The sequence below is a fragment of the Mesorhizobium monacense genome (assembly GCF_056781675.1).
In genome coordinates this window covers 3,841,882-3,860,068 of record NZ_CM165567.1, presented here as the reverse complement: position 1 = coordinate 3,860,068, position 18,187 = coordinate 3,841,882, and the positions used below count along the sequence as shown (strand labels likewise).

Sequence of the window (18,187 nt, the reverse complement as noted above, 5' to 3'; positions counted from 1 at the left end):
GCGCATTCGGGCGGATCGTCCCCAAGGAATCACCGATGTCAACTCGCAACCTTAGGCTGGATAGCCTGCGCGGAATTGCAGCACTCTGCGTCGTATTCCATCATTGCATCCATATAGCCAATCCCCATCTCGTGCCTCAGGTGCTGAACGTACCCTTGTCATCAGTATCTGGCGCCGACATTGCCGGCAGAGCCCTGCTTTCTGTTTTCGCCGGCGGGATGGCGGTAAACCTCTTTTTCATCCTAAGTGGAGCCGTTCTGATGGCCTCGCTTGAGAGGGAAGAAACTTTCAATCTCGGGACCGCTGTAAGGTTCATGGCACGTCGGATATTACGAATCTATCCCGCCCTGGTCGTAATGATCGCTGGCTTCGGATTGCTGAGTTGGGTGTATCCGCCGAGCCATTCCTCTGTACCGTTCACTGCGCGGCAGATGATTGAAAACGGCCTACTCCTAACGAACCATGTCAATGGCGCTACATGGACCCTGCAAGCCGAGATGCTTATGGTCCCTTTCATCTTGTTGATCGCGTTCGGTCGCAGCTTATTGGGCAATATCGCTCCTGTGTTGTTTCTGTTTTGGGCGACCAGTCGCTTGTTCCTCGGCGCGCCTTTTGCACCAGGGCTAATGAACGTAGCCCTTCCATCGTTTGCTCTGGGAATGCTGGTTCCCGCGATGGCCGACTCTGAGGCCGGAAAACTCCCTGGATGGATCGTGTTTGCTGCGCTGATCGCAATGATTGGCATCCGTTTTTCGCTCCCCATTGCAGATATTAGAGCTCTAATAGCCGAGTTGGCCCTTTCGTTCTTCGCGGTCACGGTTCTGTTCCAGAGCCAAGTGAAGCACCACGCTTTTCACAACCCGATGCTGACAAGGTTGGGCCGTATCAGCTACGGGCTTTACCTGATCCATCCCGTCGTATTGTCGGCGCTTTTGCCTCTCGTCGTTGCAACGCTGGGCTGGGACTGGATTGCGAGAAATTACGCCGTCTTCGGGGTGCTGTTTGGAGTGATAGTGACGGCAATAACAATCCCACTATCCGAGCTATCCGAGCGCTACGTAGAGCGCCCCTTTATAAACCTTGGCCGACGAGTATTCAGCCCAACGAACAGGACACAACTCGGTCTAAGCAAAACGAAGCCCATCCAGTCACATGACTTGCATGAATTCGATCACCGTTTGCTGACTCCCGGCTCTGCGAAGGAGCTACCGGCGCCTTCAGTCCAACCATGATGCAAGATTGATCGACCGAACCCCGTCGGAAGGGCGAAATGCCATCTCATTTGTGACGCTCAGTATCGTGTCGTAGCGGCAGGATCGGCTTTGGCGAGGCTCTGGCGCTCACCGGCGCCGAAACCGGCGGGGCGCTTGGTGATCCCGCTGGTCAGCGATGAAATTGCGCGAGTGACCTGGTTGCGGCCGCTTAGCACCGCAATGTCGGCCGGTACGCGCTTTCGAAACCAGTACACGCCGGTCATACGGTGTCTTATTGGACAGCTCATCGCAGGCACCATGTGTGTCACCCGTGAGTAGCTCTCGGATAGACCTAAGCACATAATTTTGCTGGTTTTTCTCCTGTGTCAACACCCTAGGAGGTGACGGTGCCCTGAGGCGGAGTAAGTCTGCGTGTCTAGTTCTGTTTGCGGGCGATCATGATCCAGCCGATCGAACCCGGCTCTTCCGCGAAATGGTCGATCTCGAAGCCGCACCGCTTCACGCATTTCGAGATGAAATCGGCGCTCCATCCGCTCTCGAACCAGCCAAATTTGCGGATGCAATAGACCGACAGTGGGTCGGTGCGAATGCCCCAGTGTTTCCAGATATCGTTGACAGGCTCGCCCGCCAGCATGAGCTTTCCGCCTGGTTTCAACCTGCTGTGCACGAGCGACAGCGTCTCCCATGGCTTTATCGCGTGGTGCAGGCTCTCATAGTAAAGCACGGCGTCATAAAGCCCGTCGCCGGGAATGGTCTCGAAGCTGCCTTGAACGGCGCTGACCTTGTGGCCGATCCGCTTCGCCCTGGTGTTCACCAGTTCGACAAAGCGCGGATTAATGTCGAGACCGGTGACTTCGAGTCCGCTGAAGGCCATCAGTTCGCAACTCGTACCCCAGCCGCAACCCATGTCCAGAACATGGGCGCCGATCTGTAGTCCCGAATACTGGATGGCCCGCGCGGCACGCCCGACATGCAGCGCTACCGCCGTAGGCGGCTGATGGGTGTAGGGATTTGCGCCGGCAATGTGGTCCGCCATCGCGAAGTCGGTCAGTTCATTTACATCTTGGTTGATGTCGCGCCGCGCGATCTCCCGATATACGGCTATCTGCTGAGCGACATATTCGTACCCGAACGGATCCAGCTTCTGGTTTACTCTGGTCTCGGGCAGATATTTCATGCCACGCCAGAACTGCTCGACCTGCGGAGAACTTGGAGGCCCGAGGCTGTCGGAACAGGCAATGAAGGTATCGAGGTTGCCTGGTCCAATTGCCTTGCCGTGCAGCCAATTTGATGGCTGCACGGACGAGACCGGATTCCCGGCCGAGGCTCTGTTTTTCGCCAGGTATTCGGACGACTGTCTGATGCTGTCGTGAAACGCCTCGACATCCCGGTGGGCTGCCTGGTGCGCGGAGATAACCTCATCCGATTCAGGCGGGCGATCAAGGAGTTGCTTGTAGCCGGCAATGACATCGCTGCGTGCGATCATGCGTTTCTGCTTCCTATCCAGCCAGCCCCCATCTGGCTACAAAGCCACGCGAAGGGGGCTGCCGAACCAACGGACGCCCTCCTGGACGAGTTCTATATCGACGCGTGCGGCACCACGTTCTCTAAGCGACGCGGGGACGTTGACGGCCAGATAGATTGTATCATTCGGCACCAGAACAAATGGAATACAGGTGCGCGCTTGGTCATACTGGAGGAGTTCGCCAGCGGCGTCGAACGCATGATAGCCCAGCGCTATTCCCATGTGGCCGTCGGTCGGGCCGAGGCTCGACCAGGCTGTCCCGGAAAGGTTGGTCACATTGACAACGATCTTCAATCCCGTGCCATCATCGGTCCTGTAGGGACCTTCCACAAGTTCAAGGCGATGGGCACGCTGCTCCTCATCGAGGGCTGCTGCGACCCGTGTGTTGCCAAGGTCGGTGAGCTGTGTGAAAGGCCTAGGCGATCGTGGCTCGTAGAGCTTGTACCAGTTCTGCCCAACAACAATATCTTCCAGCTGCGCTGCGCTTTCGGACCAGGTTGGCCAAGACGCATGGGGAGGCGTGTCACCGGACGTACGATTCAGAAAACTCTTAACGGCCGCAGCCAACGCGGCAGGCGAGCCGACCTTGAAGAAATGCGCCTCCGCTGCCCCCTTGCTCACTTCGCGGAACACGGGAATGTCACTGGCCAGCACCGGTTTGCCAAAATGGCCTGCCTCGACAATGGGCAGACCGAAACCTTCGGCAAAGGAGGCCGCAATCAAGGCTTCGCACTCGCTGTACCGAGCGGCCAGGTCGGTATCGCCAACCTTTTCGTGTAGGTGAAGACGCTTGCCGAATTCCGCATGGCGCCGAATACGGTCGGCCAGATGCGAGATGCCCCACCCGATCTTTCCGACGATAACCAGCTCGACGTCGAAACCATCGGCCCATAATGCCTCGAAGGCTTCCAATGCAACGCGGTGGCCCTTGCGGGGCTCCAGCGTTCCGACCATCAGGAAGCGAGGACGGGCCACGGCCATGTTCCGCCGAGCCGGCTTGGGTGAGGACAGGTCGGTTGCGAAATCCGCGCCGAGATGCCAGTAGCCGACCTTCATGCGGCGTGGAAACTGGATGCCTGCGAGCAATTCCAGCAGTTCGTCGGCGACCGCGCGCGAGATGCAGACAAATCCGGTCGAATAGGCGAGAGCGGTTTGAAACCATGCACTGAAAATGGGCGGCATGCCTTCATGGCAAAAGGCAGCCGAGCGCAGGGGAACCGTGTCGTAGAGGCAGGATATGACTTCGCCGCCCTTGATCAGGACCGGGCGAAGAAATGCCGGATGGAGGGTGTGGAAAGGCCACGAGCTGTCTAGCATCAAGACGGTGTCGCCGGCGTGTGGCTGGATACGGTTCGATGGTTGCTTCGACGGCGGGCGTGCTGTCCATTCTCTTGCAAAGTACCAGCCGGATTCGTCGTCGCAGAACGAGATGTACTTGCCCTCGTCGCTCGACCGGGGCGGGAACATATTTTCACAGATCCGCCGAACAACGCGTTGAATGCCAGTCTTGTGGTCGTCTATCAGTGTTGCGCTCGCGTCCACCAGCAGGCGCGGCTTCGTGGCTTCCGGCTCGGCGAGGGCCATCAGGGTCGCCAGGTCCGTTTCATCACCTTTCTTGACGCCAAGCGCCTTGACCAGGTCAACCTGCTGCGGAGCCGTGTGGCGGTCGAGCCCGTGCAAGCCCTGAACGACGCGCTCTGCGACCTTTCGCCAACTGAACGTGTCAATTCTATCCCGCGCCAGTTCTTCCAGCTTTCGCGCGTCGAGTTTGCCTGCCGCTACCGCTTCTATTTTCTCCGCAAGATCCGAAGGTGACGCGGGGTCGAAGAGCAATGCGCCGTCTCCGACAACTTCGGGAAGTGCGCCCGTTCTGGCCGCGATTGCAGGCGTTCCGCAGGCAATTGCTTCCAGCGCAGTCAGCCCGAAGCCTTCCATGAACGACGGCTGGACCAGTGCAAGCGCCCCTTTGTAAAGACGAACCAGCGTTCTGTCATCGACTGCGCCTGCGAATACGAGTCGGTCAGAAGATAAGTTGTGCAATTCCCAATTTTTGCGGTATTCAATCTCTTCTCGGTCGGTAATCTCTCCGGCGATTACGAACTTCAAGTTTTCCTGCAATGATATGGAAATTTTCATAAATGCAGATGGAACTATTTCAAGATTCTTGCGCCAATCTGAGCCGCCAACGTAAAGAACGTATTTCCCATCAATTGGGCTTTCACCCGAGCTATCTTTGATGCATTTAACAAAGCTTTCAGATATTCCTGTGCCGATGCATGTCTCTTTTGACGACTGGACGAAATGTCGAAATTCTTGAGAAGAAAAATCTGAAATGGTGAACACCAGATCAAAATTCTTGTAGCTGGAAAGACGCCGATGATAATATTCCCGTTGACGAAGATCGCGAATGTATTTGTGCGGAAACCTGAACGGGATCGCATCATAAAACAGGGCTGCCGTTCTGACCGCCGCCAATGACCCTCCGAGGTAGGGGATCGCGGGGTCGACTGCGCCTTCGAACGGGCTGGCAGACAAGGCAACGTCTGGATTGAGCTGATTGACATGATGGACGAGGGCCATCTCACTACGACTGCGCCATGGCGTGTGTCCGTAGTCGGCTTCACCGCCTTCGACTTTCCCGTGCCAGACGTGAATGCGCTCCGATGGCACGATGCCCGAAAGCAGCGATCGCGCAGCAACTGTGGCGTCAGGCATCGCGGCATTCAGCGAAACCGAGAGCTCGATGCTGCTTTCGTCAGTCGAAAGGGCGCTCAGCAGATCCAATACGTAGCGTCCGATCCCGCGCTTGCGGCTATGCGTCTGGAGACACTGGCCGTCGACCCAGAGTCTCAAGGGCTGTGTGTTGGTCATGCCGACCTTCCGGTCTCGAGACGTTTGCGCCACACGCCAAGAGCAACCGGGTCAGGTTCAAGCGTCCAACCCGTGTCGATGGGGACGAAACCGCTGCTTGCTCGTGCGAACGCCAGGAGACGGCGTTCGACCGGCGGAACGAACCGCACCATGCGCTGGACAAATGCGGCGATCCTGGGCCTTCGGCGCAACCACAGCAACCCATGCACCATCACAAGCCGGGCATTTGCCTTTGGAAGTCGACCCACAGCCCGAGAGCCGTAGACAAGACCACGCATTGGCGCTGCAACTCTCCATGAGGTCGAGTTCTGAAACGCGGTGATCTGGGCTGCCAGCTGCTGAGCCCGTTCCTCGACACTCGTGACTTTTTTGCTTAGCCGGGCAATTTCGGCATCACGCTCGCGGATGGCGGCTTCCTTGCGAGCCAGCAGCTCCGTGCTCGCGGTATCTGCATCCGCAACATGCTGGTGGAGGCGGTCAATTTCATCATCCCGCTCCTGGATGGCAGTCTCTTTCAAGGCCAACTGTTCCGCCTTGGCAACCTCCGCTTCGGCAATCTGCAGACGAAGACGCTCGATCTCGCCATCGCGCGTGGCTACCGCCTTGTCTCTGACTATTTCAGTCAGCTGCTTGCCGAGAGAAGCCACCGTGTTCCTCAGGGCAATATTTCCTGTTCGCAACAGCTTCGACTGGGCAGTGAGATTGTCGCTCAATTGGCGAAGTTGGTCCGCGTTGGAGGACATCGTTGCCTTGACCCCTTCCGATATGCCCACGATCTCGTCATCGGCGGAACGGAGCCATTCCTTTAGCTTTCCGGTGTCGGTGGGGGCCGGCTGTGACACTGACTGGACAAAGGCGGCAAGCGAGTCTGGTTCTTCCGCAGCTTGTTTATCACGTTTTCTTGCCAGGCAGGCATAGTCACGCGCCACTTCGAACATGAGATGAATGCTTCGCTCGATGGGGCCCGCGTTGATCATCGGCGCGCCGTTCAGCCTGACGATTGCTGTCTCCGAGAAGCCCGCTTGTTCCACCAGAAACTCAAGAAGATCGGGGGGCAGCGGGCTTTTGTGAGTCGGATCGAGGTGGAAAGTATGCGTCCCGACCGAGATATTTTCCGGATTGGGTGTCTCCAGGATCAGCAGGCCGTCTTCGGCCAGCACCCTCTGGCATTCATCCAGCAGTCCGATCAGGTAATCGGTCGGTACATGCTCGACCATGTGGAAGGCCGAAATGACGGCCACGCTGTTGTCCGGCCTGCCGCCGAGATATTCGAGCGCGTCCTGCAATTCGATTGTGAGGCCGTTGTCGATGGCCTCCTGCGCCATGCGCGCATTGGTATCCACGCCTATCGCATCGAACCCGGACTCGGTGAGTATCTCCAGCCATTCGCCCCGTCCGCAGCCGAGATCGACTGCCAGGGTCGGCCCTTCAGCCTGCCGCGGCACCTGCTCCAACAAGGGCAAATAGATCGTCAGCCGCTCCGTTATGAGTTCTCGCGAACCCCGGAAGCGGTCCTCGAACGCCTTGTACAAATCGTCAAAGTTCTTTTTCATCGAGTGATTTCAAACGCGTGTTCAAGACGGCTTGTCCCAATGAAAAATGGCTGGCTCGAATTGATGACGTCGAAAACCTCGACGTTTTCAATCCAGTCGAAATTGTTGTTGATATGCACGTCTCCCGTGTGCAGCGATATGGAAAGACCGTATGAGCCTTGGCCAAGGGCGCAGGAGAGACGCAGGCGGCATTCGACCTTGTCGCCGGCCGAGAGGTTGGAAAGAACTTGGCCCGTATGCCAGGTGTTGGTTCCCCAGACGGTATGGCCGGCGCGGTCCTTCAGCATGAAACCGATGACAAGCTCCGGGACATCTTCCTTGGCGACAATCCGCGCCCGAATCGTCACGGTCTGCCCCGAAACGGCGGTCCTGATTTGCCCCCCGCTGTCGCTGTCGAGCAGCGTCACCGATTCAACGGCCACTGCCTTGGTCCCGCTTCTGCTGTAAAGCCACTCGTCCTTTTCGCGCCGCTGCTCGATGGTCAGCTTCGCGTTCTCCTTGGTCGCAATCAGGGCGTTGTAGTAGTCGACGACCTCGTCCGGCGGCCCGTCCTTCAGCACCTGTCCCTTGTCCAGCAGAATTACACGGTCGCACAATGCTCTCACATCGCCCATACCGTGGGTGACCAGGATGATCGAGGTGCCGGCGGCCCTGAAACTGCGTATCCGGTCGAAGCTCTTGTGCTGGAAATAGCTGTCGCCAACCGAAAGCACCTCGTCGACGATCAGCACCTCCGGCCGTTCGGCGGTGGCGAGCGCGAAGGCCAGCCGCGCCTGCATGCCGCTCGAATAGGTTCGCAGCGGCTGGTCGAAGAACTCGCCGATCTCGGCAAAGTCCTCGATATGCGGCATCAGCTCGGCCAGGCGCGCCTGTGAGAGGCCCATCAGCCCGCCGGCATGATAGGCGTTCTGCCGTCCGGTGAACTCGGGATTGAAGCCGAGACCGAGTTCGAGGATGGCGCTGATGCGGCCGACGACATGCGCCGTGCCCTCGGTCGGCCGCACCGTGCCGGTGATCAGCTTCAAAAGCGTGCTCTTGCCGGCGCCGTTCTGCCCGATGAGGCCGAGCGCTTCTCCTGCCGACAGCGAAAACGAGATGTCCTTGACCGGCCAGAATTCCTCCGTCGGCTCGACGTGCGCACCGAACCAGCCCGCAAATCGCTCGAGGTTGCTCGCATAGTTTGCATAGCGTTTCGACAAATGACTGACGGAAAGCACGGTCATGGCTACAGCACGTCGACGAGTTCGGGGCTTGCGCGGCGAAAGAACAGCATCGCAAAGCCCATGCTGAGCAGTCCCAAAATGGCCGGCATGATCAGGCTTTCCGGACTCGGCCAGCGGTTGAACAACAGCGCATCCTGATACAACCCCACCAGCGGCGCGATCGGGTTCAGGCTGATCATGAAGCTGTACTTTTCGGGCAGAACATTGGCCGGATAGACAATCGGCGTCATCCAGTACCAGAGCTGCAGCACGATCGTCATGACCTGCGCTATGTCGCGGATGAACACGTTCATCACCCCGAGGATCACACCGAGGCCGAAGCCGATTGCCGCAATCAGGACGATCCCGACCGGCAGCAAAATCAACGCCCGGCCCGGTATATGTCCCAGGAAGATGAAGATGATGAACAGGGCGACGAGCAATAGCAGATGATTGATCAGCGCCGTGCCCCCGACGATCACGGGCAGGCACAGACGCGGAAAGGCGATCTTCTTCATCACCGGCGCCTGCTCGATGAAGACAGTCATGCTGCGCGTGAGGATTTCGCTGAACAGCGTCCACGCCGCCATCCCGGACAAAAGATAGATCGGATAGGCGGCGGGGCTGTCCGTATCCGGAAGCCGTGCCTTGAGAACTTCCGAAAGCACGATCGAGAAGATCACGGCCTGCGCCAGCGGATGAAGGATGAACCAAAGGCCGCCCAGACGGGACCGCACAAAACGTCCCTTCAGATCGCCTCTGATCGAGGAGATGATGAAATGGCGATATTGCCAAAGGCTTCGGAACATTCGATCAACCTCTTGCGCGCGTCAGCGGGCCTTACATACCCGCTGCCAATATCCGAAAACGTCGGCTATTGTCTGCTCGAATGGCACCAGAGGCTTCCACTTCAGCCAGTCGCGTGCTTTTGACGCATCACCCGACGCGAAGGGAATGTCGTTCGGGCGGAGTTTTTCCGGGTCGACGCGGACTTCGATATCGATGCCCGACTGCGCGATAAGCATATCAAGGATATGCCGGATTTTGAGCGGTTGCCCGGATGCGATATTGTAGACACAGTCCGGATCGGCGTTCGGATTCAGCATCGCGGCACCGGCATATGCGCGCACGACGTCGCGAACGTCGAGGAAGTCGCGCTCGACTTCAAGATTTCCCACATGAATGACCGGTTCGTTCTTGCCAGCCGCGATCTCGGCCACTTGGCGAGCGAAGGCGGGAATTACATAAGCATCAGACTGGCCAGGGCCGGTGTGGTTGAACGGGCGGCAACGAACCGCGCGCAGTCCGTCATACGCCATTTGACCGATCATCAGATCCGCGGCCGCCTTGGTGACACCGTAGACCGTCACGGGCCGAAGCGGCACGGTTTCTGTCACCGGACCGGCTACGCTCTGGAATGAGGCTCCGTAGGCTTCCGAACTCCCAACATAAACGAACCTCGCCTCCGGAGCATGGCGCATCACGGATTCTGCGAGATTCATCGTTCCCGTCACATTGACGTCCCAGGCATGGCGCGGGGCATTGCGAGCATCGGCGGGCGCGGCGACCGCCGCCAAATGCACAAGCGCGGTAGGACGGACCTCATGGACTGCCGCGTCGACCGCGTCCCGATCCATGAGATCGATCGGGTTCAGATGTCCGTTGCCATGGCCAAACGCGAACACCTCGCATTCGCTGTGTTCCCGCTCCAGCAGCCGCAATAATGCTGTGCCCACAAATCCACTCGCCCCGGTGATCAGGATGCGATGCTTCAACCTATCAACCATCCGCGCCAGGGCCTTCTGCTCAGTTCAACGCCTGATAGGCTGGGAGTGACGTTCGAGGTCGGCATCCACCATTTCCCTGATCATCTCTTCCAGCGAGATCGTCGCTTCCCAGCCCAGCTTCTGCTTTGCCTTTGCCGGATTGCCAAGCAGGATTTCGACTTCCGCCGGCCTGAACAGTTCTGGATCTATGACAAGGTGGTCCTCAATGTTGAGCCCCACATGCTCGAATGCGATCCGGCACATGTCGCGCACGGTCGTCGTCTTGCCTGTGGCAACGACATAGTCGTCTGGCTGGTCCTGCTGCACCATCAACCACATGGCGCGGACATAATCCTTGGAGTGACCCCAGTCGCGCTTGGCGTCGATATTGCCGAGCCGCAACTCCTTGGACGTGCCCTTCTTGATGCGCGCAACCGCATCCGTGACCTTGCGGGTCACGAACTCGATGCCGCGAAGCGGTGATTCGTGATTGAACAGGATGCCGCTCGAGGCATGCAGGCCAAAACTCTCGCGATAGTTGATGGTGATCCAATGGCCGTAGAGTTTCGCCACAGCATAAGGGGAGCGGGGATGGAAGGGGGTGGTTTCCGACTGCATCGGCTCCTGGATAAGACCATACATCTCCGACGATGAGGCTTGATAGAAGCGCGCCTCCGGGGCTTCGAGCCGGAGAGCCTCCAGGACATTGGTCACGCCTATGCCGGTAACGTTGCCTGTCAGGATCGGCTGCTGCCATGATGATTTGACGAAGGATTGGGCGGCGAGATTGTAGACTTCGTCTGGCCTTATGTCGCGCATGGTTCGAGCCAGTCCGGACAGATCCGTCAGGTTTCCATCAACGATTCGAACGTCTTTCTCGATGCCAAGCCATTTCAGGCGCGTGGTGTTCACGTCTGCAGTGCTCGATCGCCTGGCGAGCCCGTGAACTTCATAGCCCTTGGAGAGCAGAAGCTCAGCCAGGTAGGCGCCGTCCTGCCCGGTGACGCCGGTTATCAGTGCTGTCTTTGTCATCAATTCTCTCGATTGTGTCTGATGATTCCCCGCCCCAGCTCAGAATTGATGTTTGCTCGCCCCAGCCCTGCGAGCCAATGAATTGTCAGGTGCGACCATATACGTCGTCGAACCGCACGATGTCATCCTCGCCTAGATAGTCGCCGCTCTGGACTTCGATGATTACCAGGTCGATCTTGCCTGGGTTTTCGAGCCGATGCTTGTGGCCGCAAGGGATGTAGGTCGACTGGTTGGTCGCCAGGAACAGTTCCTCGTCACCGTTGACTATCTTTGCAGAACCGCTGACCACGACCCAGTGCTCGGAACGATGGTAGTGCATTTGCAGGCTCAGGCGCCGTCCAGGCTTCACCTCGATGCGTTTGATCTTGAAGCGTTCGCCTTCTTCCAGGACCGTGTAGGTGCCCCACGGTCGGTGCACGGTGCTGTGAAGCAAATGCGCCTCATGTCCGGATGCCTTGAGGGACTCGAACAACTTCTTGACGTCCTGAACGCGGTCGCGGGACGCCACGAGCAAGGCATCCGGGGAATCCACGATCACCAGGTCGCTGATGCCGACCGTGCCGATGACGCGTTTGCCCGAACTTATGTAGCTGCCGGTGGTGTCCACCATGCGAACGTCGCCGCGAATTCTGTTCCCGCTCTCGTCGGGGGCGACCAGTTCGGCCATCGCGTTCCACGATCCAATGTCGTTCCATTCCATGTCGCAGGGGACGACCGCCAGGTTTTGGGTCTTTTCCATCACCGCGTGGTCGAGCGAAATACGCGGCGCCAAGGCGAAATGTTCTGACGAGAGTTCGATGCTCGCAAAGCCTTCGCCATGGCTGACGCGACCGTCCTCGTAACTGGCGAGAACGGCCTCGATCACGGCAGGACAATGCGAAGCCATTTCATCAAGCATGACCTGCGCTCTGAAGCAGAAGATGCCGGCGTTCCAGAAGAAGCGCTTAGACGCGACATAGGCCTTGGCCGTCTCGATATCCGGTTTTTCGACGAAGCGGACAACTTTTCCGCCGTCTGCCTCGATATAGCCGAATGCCGTGTCCGGCCGGGTCGGGTTTATGCCCAGTGTTGCGATACGCCCTTGCTTTGCATGTTCGATGGCCCTGGCGATGGCGCTTAGAAATGCCGGCACGTTCCCGATCATGTGATCGGCGGGAAAGATGCACAGAATGGCGTCGGGACCTTGCGTTGCCTTGGCGTGGATCGTGGCCGCTGCCACGGCGGCGGCAGTGTCGCGCCCCTCTGGTTCAAGCAGAAAGGTGCGCGGCGGGATGACTGGTTCCAGCTCGTCGAAATCGTCTGTCGTGAGGAAAAGGTGTTCCCTGGACGTCACGGTGACAAGCTCGACGACATCCGGGATCGAGGCAGCGCGCAGCACAGTATGCTGTATGAGCGAATGTCCGTCCGCCACCTTGAGGAAAGGTTTGGGATGCGACTGCCGGGAGGCCGGCCATAGTCGCGAACCAGCTCCACCGCTGATGATGACCGGAACAACTTTCATCGAACGACCTCAGTGTCCGTGGACGCGGTTGCCCGCACCTTCTCCAGTGTCTGCGCTACGAGCGCCGTCGCCCTGTCGAAGTCCGCGGCCTCCGAATAGCAGCGCAATTCCGGCGCATTTCCGGACGGCCGCAAGTGTATGATCTCGCCTGTATGCATCCGCGCCCTGATGCCGTCGGTTTCATCGACGTCGGCAATAGTGCCAAACGGGGCTAGAAACTTCTGGAGCAAATCCAAGCTCGCGAGGTGGCGCATCAGTTTGCGCGAGCTCTCAAGGGGAAAGTTCTCGAGACGTTCGCTTGCGCAGAATGGAAGCTTCCACATCTCGCGTAGGCGGGACAGGGGTCTTTTTGTCGATGCCACGGTGCCGAGCACGGCCAGGATCGGGAGGATGGCGTCCCGTGTCGGCAGCGCCGCCAATGTCTTCCCATTCAGCCGACAATCCGTCCCCAGGAGAACGCCGCCATTGGCCTCGAAGCCGACGACAATCTTGCCATCGCCGTACGCCACTTCCATGCCCTCGATGACAAAAGGGGACCCGACCTTCGTTCTCACCACCTCAAAACCCAGAGCACCTGAAATACCCGAATTGGAGGTTACCGGCGTGACGACAGTATCTGCGGCTACGAAGAGAGCCGTGGCGAGCCCGATCAGGTCGCCCCGAAATAGATCACCGTTGTCGTCGGCGATAAGGGGGCGATCGGCATCGGCGTCCGTGGACACAATGGCATCGAGCTTGAATTCGTGGGCCCAACCCTTCAGCTTCGCAAGCGTGGCCGCATCCACGGCTTCGGTGTCGACTGGCACGAAGGTTGCAGTTTTGCCGACGGGAACTACATCGGCCCCGTAGGACTGAAGAACCTCCACCAGCAGCTCCGCTGCGACCGAACTGTGCTGATAGACGCCGAGCCTCATACCGGAAAGAGCGCCCGGCTCCAATATCTCATTGGCGCGGTCTCGATAGGCCGCGACCGCCTCGTCATGACAAACCGGCCACGTTCCGCGAGCAGGCGGCCAAGGGTACACATTTGACCGTTCGGCGACATAGTTCGTGATCGCTGCCTCGTCCGCTTTGTCGATCTCACCTTTCAGGCCATAAAACTTGATACCGTTGCGATCTGCAGGGATATGCGAACCCGTCACCATGAGGGCCGCGGCCCTGTACTTCCGGGCATATAGAGCGAGGGCAGGCGTAGGGATGGTGCCGCAATCCATAGGCCGAAACCCGCTTGCGGCCAAGGCTGCCATGCAGTCGTCGGCAATTGCTTGACTGCTATCGCGCCGATCTCGGCCTACGAAGACCTGGCCATTCGGCTGAAATCCACTGGAAGCCAAACGCCGAGCAAAGGCTTCGGTATAAAGTCCGCTTGGCTTTCCAACCAATTCCGAAGCCAAACCTCGGACGCCGCTTGACCCGAATTTCATCATTCTGCTTTTGCCGTTGGAAAGTGGGGCTGCTACTTATTGGAGTGAGCCCGCGTGTCAACAGGCAAAATGGCTTCGAAATCTGCATCTTTCCTAATATCCCCATACCGCCATCCCATTGCCGGCCGGGTCGACGAAATGGAACTGCCGGCACCTGGGAATGAAAAGATCGGCCTGACGATCGTACCAACCGGCACTTTTCGACGGCATCCAGGGTCTCTTCCAGATCTCGGAATCAAGCACGGGCAGCAGCTTGGCGGGCGCTTCCGCGGCGTCCGCCTGAAAGCCTCCGTCGAGCCCCGGAAAAGGCCGAATAGGTCGGCCCGCCATCGGTGAACCACCATGAAAACGCAGTTGCGTAGAACGCCTTGAACCTGTCCAATGTCGCACCCGTTGCCGGCTGGCTGCTAGTGCTCCTGGATCGCCAATGGCTTGTAACATCGGATGGAATCCATTAGAGCAGCCGCCATCCGTTCTCTGCAAAATGCGGGCCGCTGGGCCTTTCCTGTGCTACCTTGACTGGACTGCGGGAGGCTGGCCGACTTGGGTAACTCGAGGAGATTAGGTTGAAGGGGATTATCCTTGCTGGAGGCAGCGGAACCCGCCTTTATCCCATAACATTAGCGATATCTAAGCAAATCCTCCCGATACACGACAAGCCGATGATCTACTATCCGCTGAGCGTATTGATGCTCGCCGGAATCCGCCAGATCCTGATCATTTCAACGCCTCGCGACTTGCCGGTATTTCGCGATTTGCTCGGCGACGGTTCCGAGTTCGGGCTCGACTTCTCCTATGCAGAGCAGCCGCATCCCAACGGCCTGGCCGAAGCCTTCATCATCGGCCGCGACTTCATCGGCAAGGACAGCGTGTCGATGATCCTTGGCGACAACATCTATTTCGGCGATGGGCTGTCCCAGCTTTGCCGCACAGCGGCAGCCCGCGATAGCGGCGCGTCGGTGTTCGCCTATCATGTCGACGATCCGGAACGCTACGGCGTGGTGTCGTTCGACAAGCTCAGCGGCACCGCTCTGACGATCGAGGAAAAGCCGCAGAAGCCCAAATCCAACTGGGCCGTCACCGGCCTTTATTTCTACGACAACGATGTCGTCGACATCGCCTCGACGATTCGGCCCTCCGCGCGCGGCGAACTCGAGATCACGGCGGTCAACAACGTCTATCTGGGGCGCGGGCAGCTGCACGTCCATCAGCTCGGCCGCGGCTATGCCTGGCTCGACACCGGCACCCATGACAGCCTGCATGAGGCTTCGTCTTTCGTGCGCACAATCGAGCACCGCCAAGGCATCAAGGTCGCCTGCCCGGAGGAGATCGCCTTCGAACAGGGCTGGCTGACGGCGGACAAGGTGCTTCAGCGCGCCACCCGCCTCGGAAAGAACGAATATGCCACCTATCTGCGCAGGCGCGTCACCGAACTGACGGAGAACTAGGTGCTGGAGGTAAGGCAACTCGGTCTCGACGGCGTGCTGGAGATCGTGCCGAAGCGGCACGGCGACGCGCGCGGCTTTTTCATCGAAACGTGGAATGCCGAGCGCTTCGCCGAGGCCGGCATCGACCTGCGCTTTGTGCAGGACAATCATTCCTATTCCGCCGCTGCGGGCGTGGTGAGGGGGCTGCACTACCAACTTCCGCCGCGCGCCCAGGACAAGCTGCTGCGCGTCATCAGAGGCAAGATCCTCGACGTCGCGGTCGACATCCGCCGCGGCTCGAAAAGCTTCGGAAAATGGGTCGCCCTCGAAGTCTCGGCCGAGAAGGGCAACCAGATCGTGGTGCCGAAGGGCTTCGCGCACGGCTTCATCACGCTCGTGCCGGACACCGAGGTTCTCTACAAGGTCACCGATATCTATTCGCCCGGGCACGACCGGTCGATCCGTTTCGACGACGCCGCAATCGGCATTGAATGGCCGGCGATATCGGGCGGGTTCCAGCTTTCGGACAAGGACATCGAGGCGCCGCTGCTTGCTGGCGCGGAGGTGTTCCCGTGAAGACTGTTCGTGGAGGGAGAGCGGCATGAATTTCCTGGTGACTGGCGGCGCCGGCTTCATCGGCTCGGCCGTGTGCCGGCATTTGTGCGCCAATCCGGCCTACCGGGTAACCAATCTCGACAAGCTCACCTATGCCGGCAACCTCGCCTCGTTGCGGCCGATCGAGAACGCGCACAATTACCGCTTCGAGCAGGCCGACATTTGTGACGAGAGGGCGGTGCTCGACATATTGCGCCGCGACGACATCGACATCGTCATGAACTTGGCCGCCGAGAGCCATGTCGACCGCTCGATCGACGGGCCGGGCACCTTCATCGAGACCAACATCGTCGGCACCTACCGGATGCTGAATACGACCCTGGAATACTGGCGCGGCCTGCCGGAGGACCGCAAGGCCCGCTTCCGCTTCCATCATGTCTCGACCGACGAGGTGTTCGGCGATCTTCCCTTCGACGGCGGCATGTTCGTCGAGGAGACGCCCTATGCGCCGTCCTCGCCATATTCCGCCTCCAAGGCGGCCTCGGACCATCTGGTGCGCGCCTGGCACGAGACCTATGGCCTGCCGGTCGTGCTTTCCAACTGCTCGAACAATTACGGGCCCTATCACTTTCCCGAAAAGCTCATTCCGCTGGTCATCCTGAACGCGCTCGACGAAAGGCCGCTGCCGGTCTACGGCGCCGGCGCCAATGTGCGCGACTGGCTGTTCGTCGAGGATCACGCGCGCGCGCTCGAGCTTGTCGCGACAAAGGGGCAAGCGGGCGAGAGCTACAATGTCGGCGGCAATTCCGAGCGCACCAATCTGAGCGTCGTCGAGACCATTTGCGATCTTCTCGACCTGAGAAGGCCGCGCGCCGACGGCCAGCGCTACCGCGACCTGATCTCCTTCGTCACCGACCGCCCCGGCCACGACCGCCGCTATGCCATCGACGCCTCCAAGATCAGCCGCGATCTCGGCTGGTCGCCAAAGGAGAATTTCGACAGCGGCCTGGCAAGGACGGTCGACTGGTTCCTCGACAACAAATGGTGGTGGGGACCGATTCGCGAGCAGCGCTATGCCGGTGAGCGGTTGGGCCAAAGCCCGGCGGAAGACAGAAAGGGCGCGGCGTGAGGCTTGTCGTCACCGGACGCGAGGGCCAGATCGCCGCGAGCCTGCTGGAGGCGGCGCATGGACGAGATGACGTGCAGGTCATTGCCGTGGGCCGGCCGCAGCTCGATCTGGTGCGGCCCGACACGGTGTTCAAGACGCTCGAAGCATCGAGGCCCGACATCATCGTCTCTGCAGCCGCCTACACCGACGTTGACCAGGCTGAGGACGAGCCGGACCTGGCTTTTGCTGTGAATGCCGAAGGCGCCGGCGCGGTCGCCGAAGCCGCCGCGCGACTCGGCGTTCCCGTCATCCATCTGTCGACCGACTATGTCTTCGACGGCACCAAGGACGGCGCCTATGTGGAGACTGACGCGGCAGCGCCGCTCGGCGTCTACGGCGCCTCCAAGCTCGCCGGCGAATTGGCGGTGGCGGCGGCCAATCCACGCCACATCATCCTGCGCACGGCATGGGCTTACAGCCCGTTCGGCAGGAATTTCGTCAAGACCATGCTCAGGCTTGCCGCCGATCGCGACGAGATGAAAGTGGTGGCCGATCAGTGGGGAAATCCGACGTCGGCGCTGGATATCGCCGCTGCTATCCTGCATGCCGCCGCCGTGCTCGATCGCGACAAGGGTTTTGACGCCTTCGGCGTCTACCATCTGGCAGGGACGGGCGAGACCAATTGGAGCGGCTTTGCCCGCCAAATACTGGATATCAGCCGGGCGCTTGGGGGGCCGCATGCGCGAATATGCGACATCGCCACCGAGGACTATTCGACCAAGGCGCGGCGCCCTTGCAATTCGCGCCTGTCGACTGTGAAATTCAGGAGTGCATTCGCTTGGCAAGCACCGGATTGGCGCATCTCCACGCAAAGGACGGTATCTCGACTGCTGAGCAAGGAAACCGCAATTTTGGCAGGTCCTTCACAGACTCGGAATTGCAGCAGCGATCGCTAACGTAGGATGCCCGCTCGCCAGTCTGGCAGGGTTCGTGCGCGCAAAACAATTGG

At 59.3% G+C, this 18,187-nt stretch carries 14 protein-coding genes and 1 pseudogene; 5 read left to right on the top strand and 10 right to left on the bottom strand.

The window, feature by feature from the left end:
* The first annotated feature begins 35 nt into the window (after positions 1-35).
* Positions 36-1,232, top strand: coding sequence for an acyltransferase family protein (locus tag AC1RUK_RS18850; protein WP_481840078.1), 1,197 nt, complete (start codon positions 36-38; stop codon positions 1,230-1,232).
* A gap of 397 nt (positions 1,233-1,629) precedes the next feature.
* Here the strand turns inward: AC1RUK_RS18850 and AC1RUK_RS18845 are convergent, their stop codons facing one another.
* The 10 genes and pseudogenes from AC1RUK_RS18845 to AC1RUK_RS18800 form a co-directional block, all read right to left on the bottom strand.
* Entirely contained in the window at positions 1,630-2,700 is a 1,071-nt protein-coding gene (locus tag AC1RUK_RS18845; RefSeq protein WP_481834419.1) for a class I SAM-dependent methyltransferase, read from the bottom strand.
* Between the two features lie 36 nt (positions 2,701-2,736).
* Positions 2,737-5,610: a glycosyltransferase family 4 protein gene (locus AC1RUK_RS18840; protein ID WP_481834420.1), complete on the bottom strand. Its 2,874-nt coding sequence runs from the start codon at positions 5,608-5,610 to the stop codon at positions 2,737-2,739.
* Positions 5,607-7,163, bottom strand: coding sequence for a class I SAM-dependent methyltransferase (locus AC1RUK_RS18835; RefSeq protein ID WP_481834421.1), 1,557 nt, complete (start codon positions 7,161-7,163; stop codon positions 5,607-5,609). The genes AC1RUK_RS18840 and AC1RUK_RS18835 overlap by 4 nt, the downstream gene beginning before the upstream one ends.
* On the bottom strand, positions 7,160-8,386 hold the full coding sequence (locus AC1RUK_RS18830) for an ABC transporter ATP-binding protein (protein ID WP_481834422.1): 1,227 nt from the start codon (positions 8,384-8,386) through the stop codon (positions 7,160-7,162). Before AC1RUK_RS18830 ends, AC1RUK_RS18835 begins: the two co-directional genes overlap by 4 nt.
* Before the next feature lie 2 nt (positions 8,387-8,388).
* A complete protein-coding gene (locus tag AC1RUK_RS18825; RefSeq protein WP_481834423.1) occupies positions 8,389-9,174 on the bottom strand; it encodes an ABC transporter permease in 786 nt (261 codons plus the stop codon).
* 21 nt (positions 9,175-9,195) lie between these two features.
* Complete coding sequence (locus AC1RUK_RS18820; RefSeq protein ID WP_481834424.1) at positions 9,196-10,140, bottom strand: GDP-mannose 4,6-dehydratase; 945 nt, start codon at positions 10,138-10,140, stop codon at positions 9,196-9,198.
* Between the two features lie 36 nt (positions 10,141-10,176).
* A complete protein-coding gene (gmd, locus tag AC1RUK_RS18815; protein WP_481834425.1) occupies positions 10,177-11,163 on the bottom strand; it encodes a GDP-mannose 4,6-dehydratase in 987 nt (328 codons plus the stop codon).
* An 85-nt stretch (positions 11,164-11,248) separates the two neighbouring features.
* Positions 11,249-12,664 carry a mannose-1-phosphate guanylyltransferase/mannose-6-phosphate isomerase gene (locus AC1RUK_RS18810; protein ID WP_481834426.1) on the bottom strand — a complete coding sequence of 472 codons (1,416 nt, stop codon included), beginning with the start codon at positions 12,662-12,664 and terminating at the stop codon, positions 11,249-11,251.
* On the bottom strand, positions 12,661-14,088 hold the full coding sequence (locus AC1RUK_RS18805) for a phosphomannomutase (protein WP_481839458.1): 1,428 nt from the start codon (positions 14,086-14,088) through the stop codon (positions 12,661-12,663). The genes AC1RUK_RS18810 and AC1RUK_RS18805 overlap by 4 nt, the downstream gene beginning before the upstream one ends.
* A 93-nt stretch (positions 14,089-14,181) precedes the next feature.
* Positions 14,182-14,539, bottom strand: a pseudogene (locus tag AC1RUK_RS18800) (VOC family protein).
* A gap of 115 nt (positions 14,540-14,654) precedes the next feature.
* Here AC1RUK_RS18800 and rfbA point away from each other — a divergent pair.
* The 4 genes from rfbA to rfbD are packed head-to-tail and all read left to right on the top strand — an operon-like array spanning position 14,655 to position 18,134.
* Positions 14,655-15,536, top strand: coding sequence for a glucose-1-phosphate thymidylyltransferase RfbA (gene rfbA, locus AC1RUK_RS18795; RefSeq protein ID WP_481834427.1), 882 nt, complete (start codon positions 14,655-14,657; stop codon positions 15,534-15,536).
* Positions 15,537-16,091 carry a dTDP-4-dehydrorhamnose 3,5-epimerase gene (gene rfbC, locus AC1RUK_RS18790; protein WP_481834428.1) on the top strand — a complete coding sequence of 185 codons (555 nt, stop codon included), beginning with the start codon at positions 15,537-15,539 and terminating at the stop codon, positions 16,089-16,091.
* A gap of 25 nt (positions 16,092-16,116) precedes the next feature.
* The gene (rfbB, locus tag AC1RUK_RS18785) at positions 16,117-17,199 is read left to right on the top strand and encodes a dTDP-glucose 4,6-dehydratase (protein WP_481834429.1); all 1,083 of its coding nucleotides are present in this window, start codon (positions 16,117-16,119) and stop codon (positions 17,197-17,199) included.
* A complete protein-coding gene (gene rfbD, locus AC1RUK_RS18780) occupies positions 17,196-18,134 on the top strand; it encodes a dTDP-4-dehydrorhamnose reductase (protein ID WP_481834430.1) in 939 nt (312 codons plus the stop codon). The genes rfbB and rfbD overlap by 4 nt, the downstream gene beginning before the upstream one ends.
* Positions 18,135-18,187: the final 53 nt, after the last annotated feature.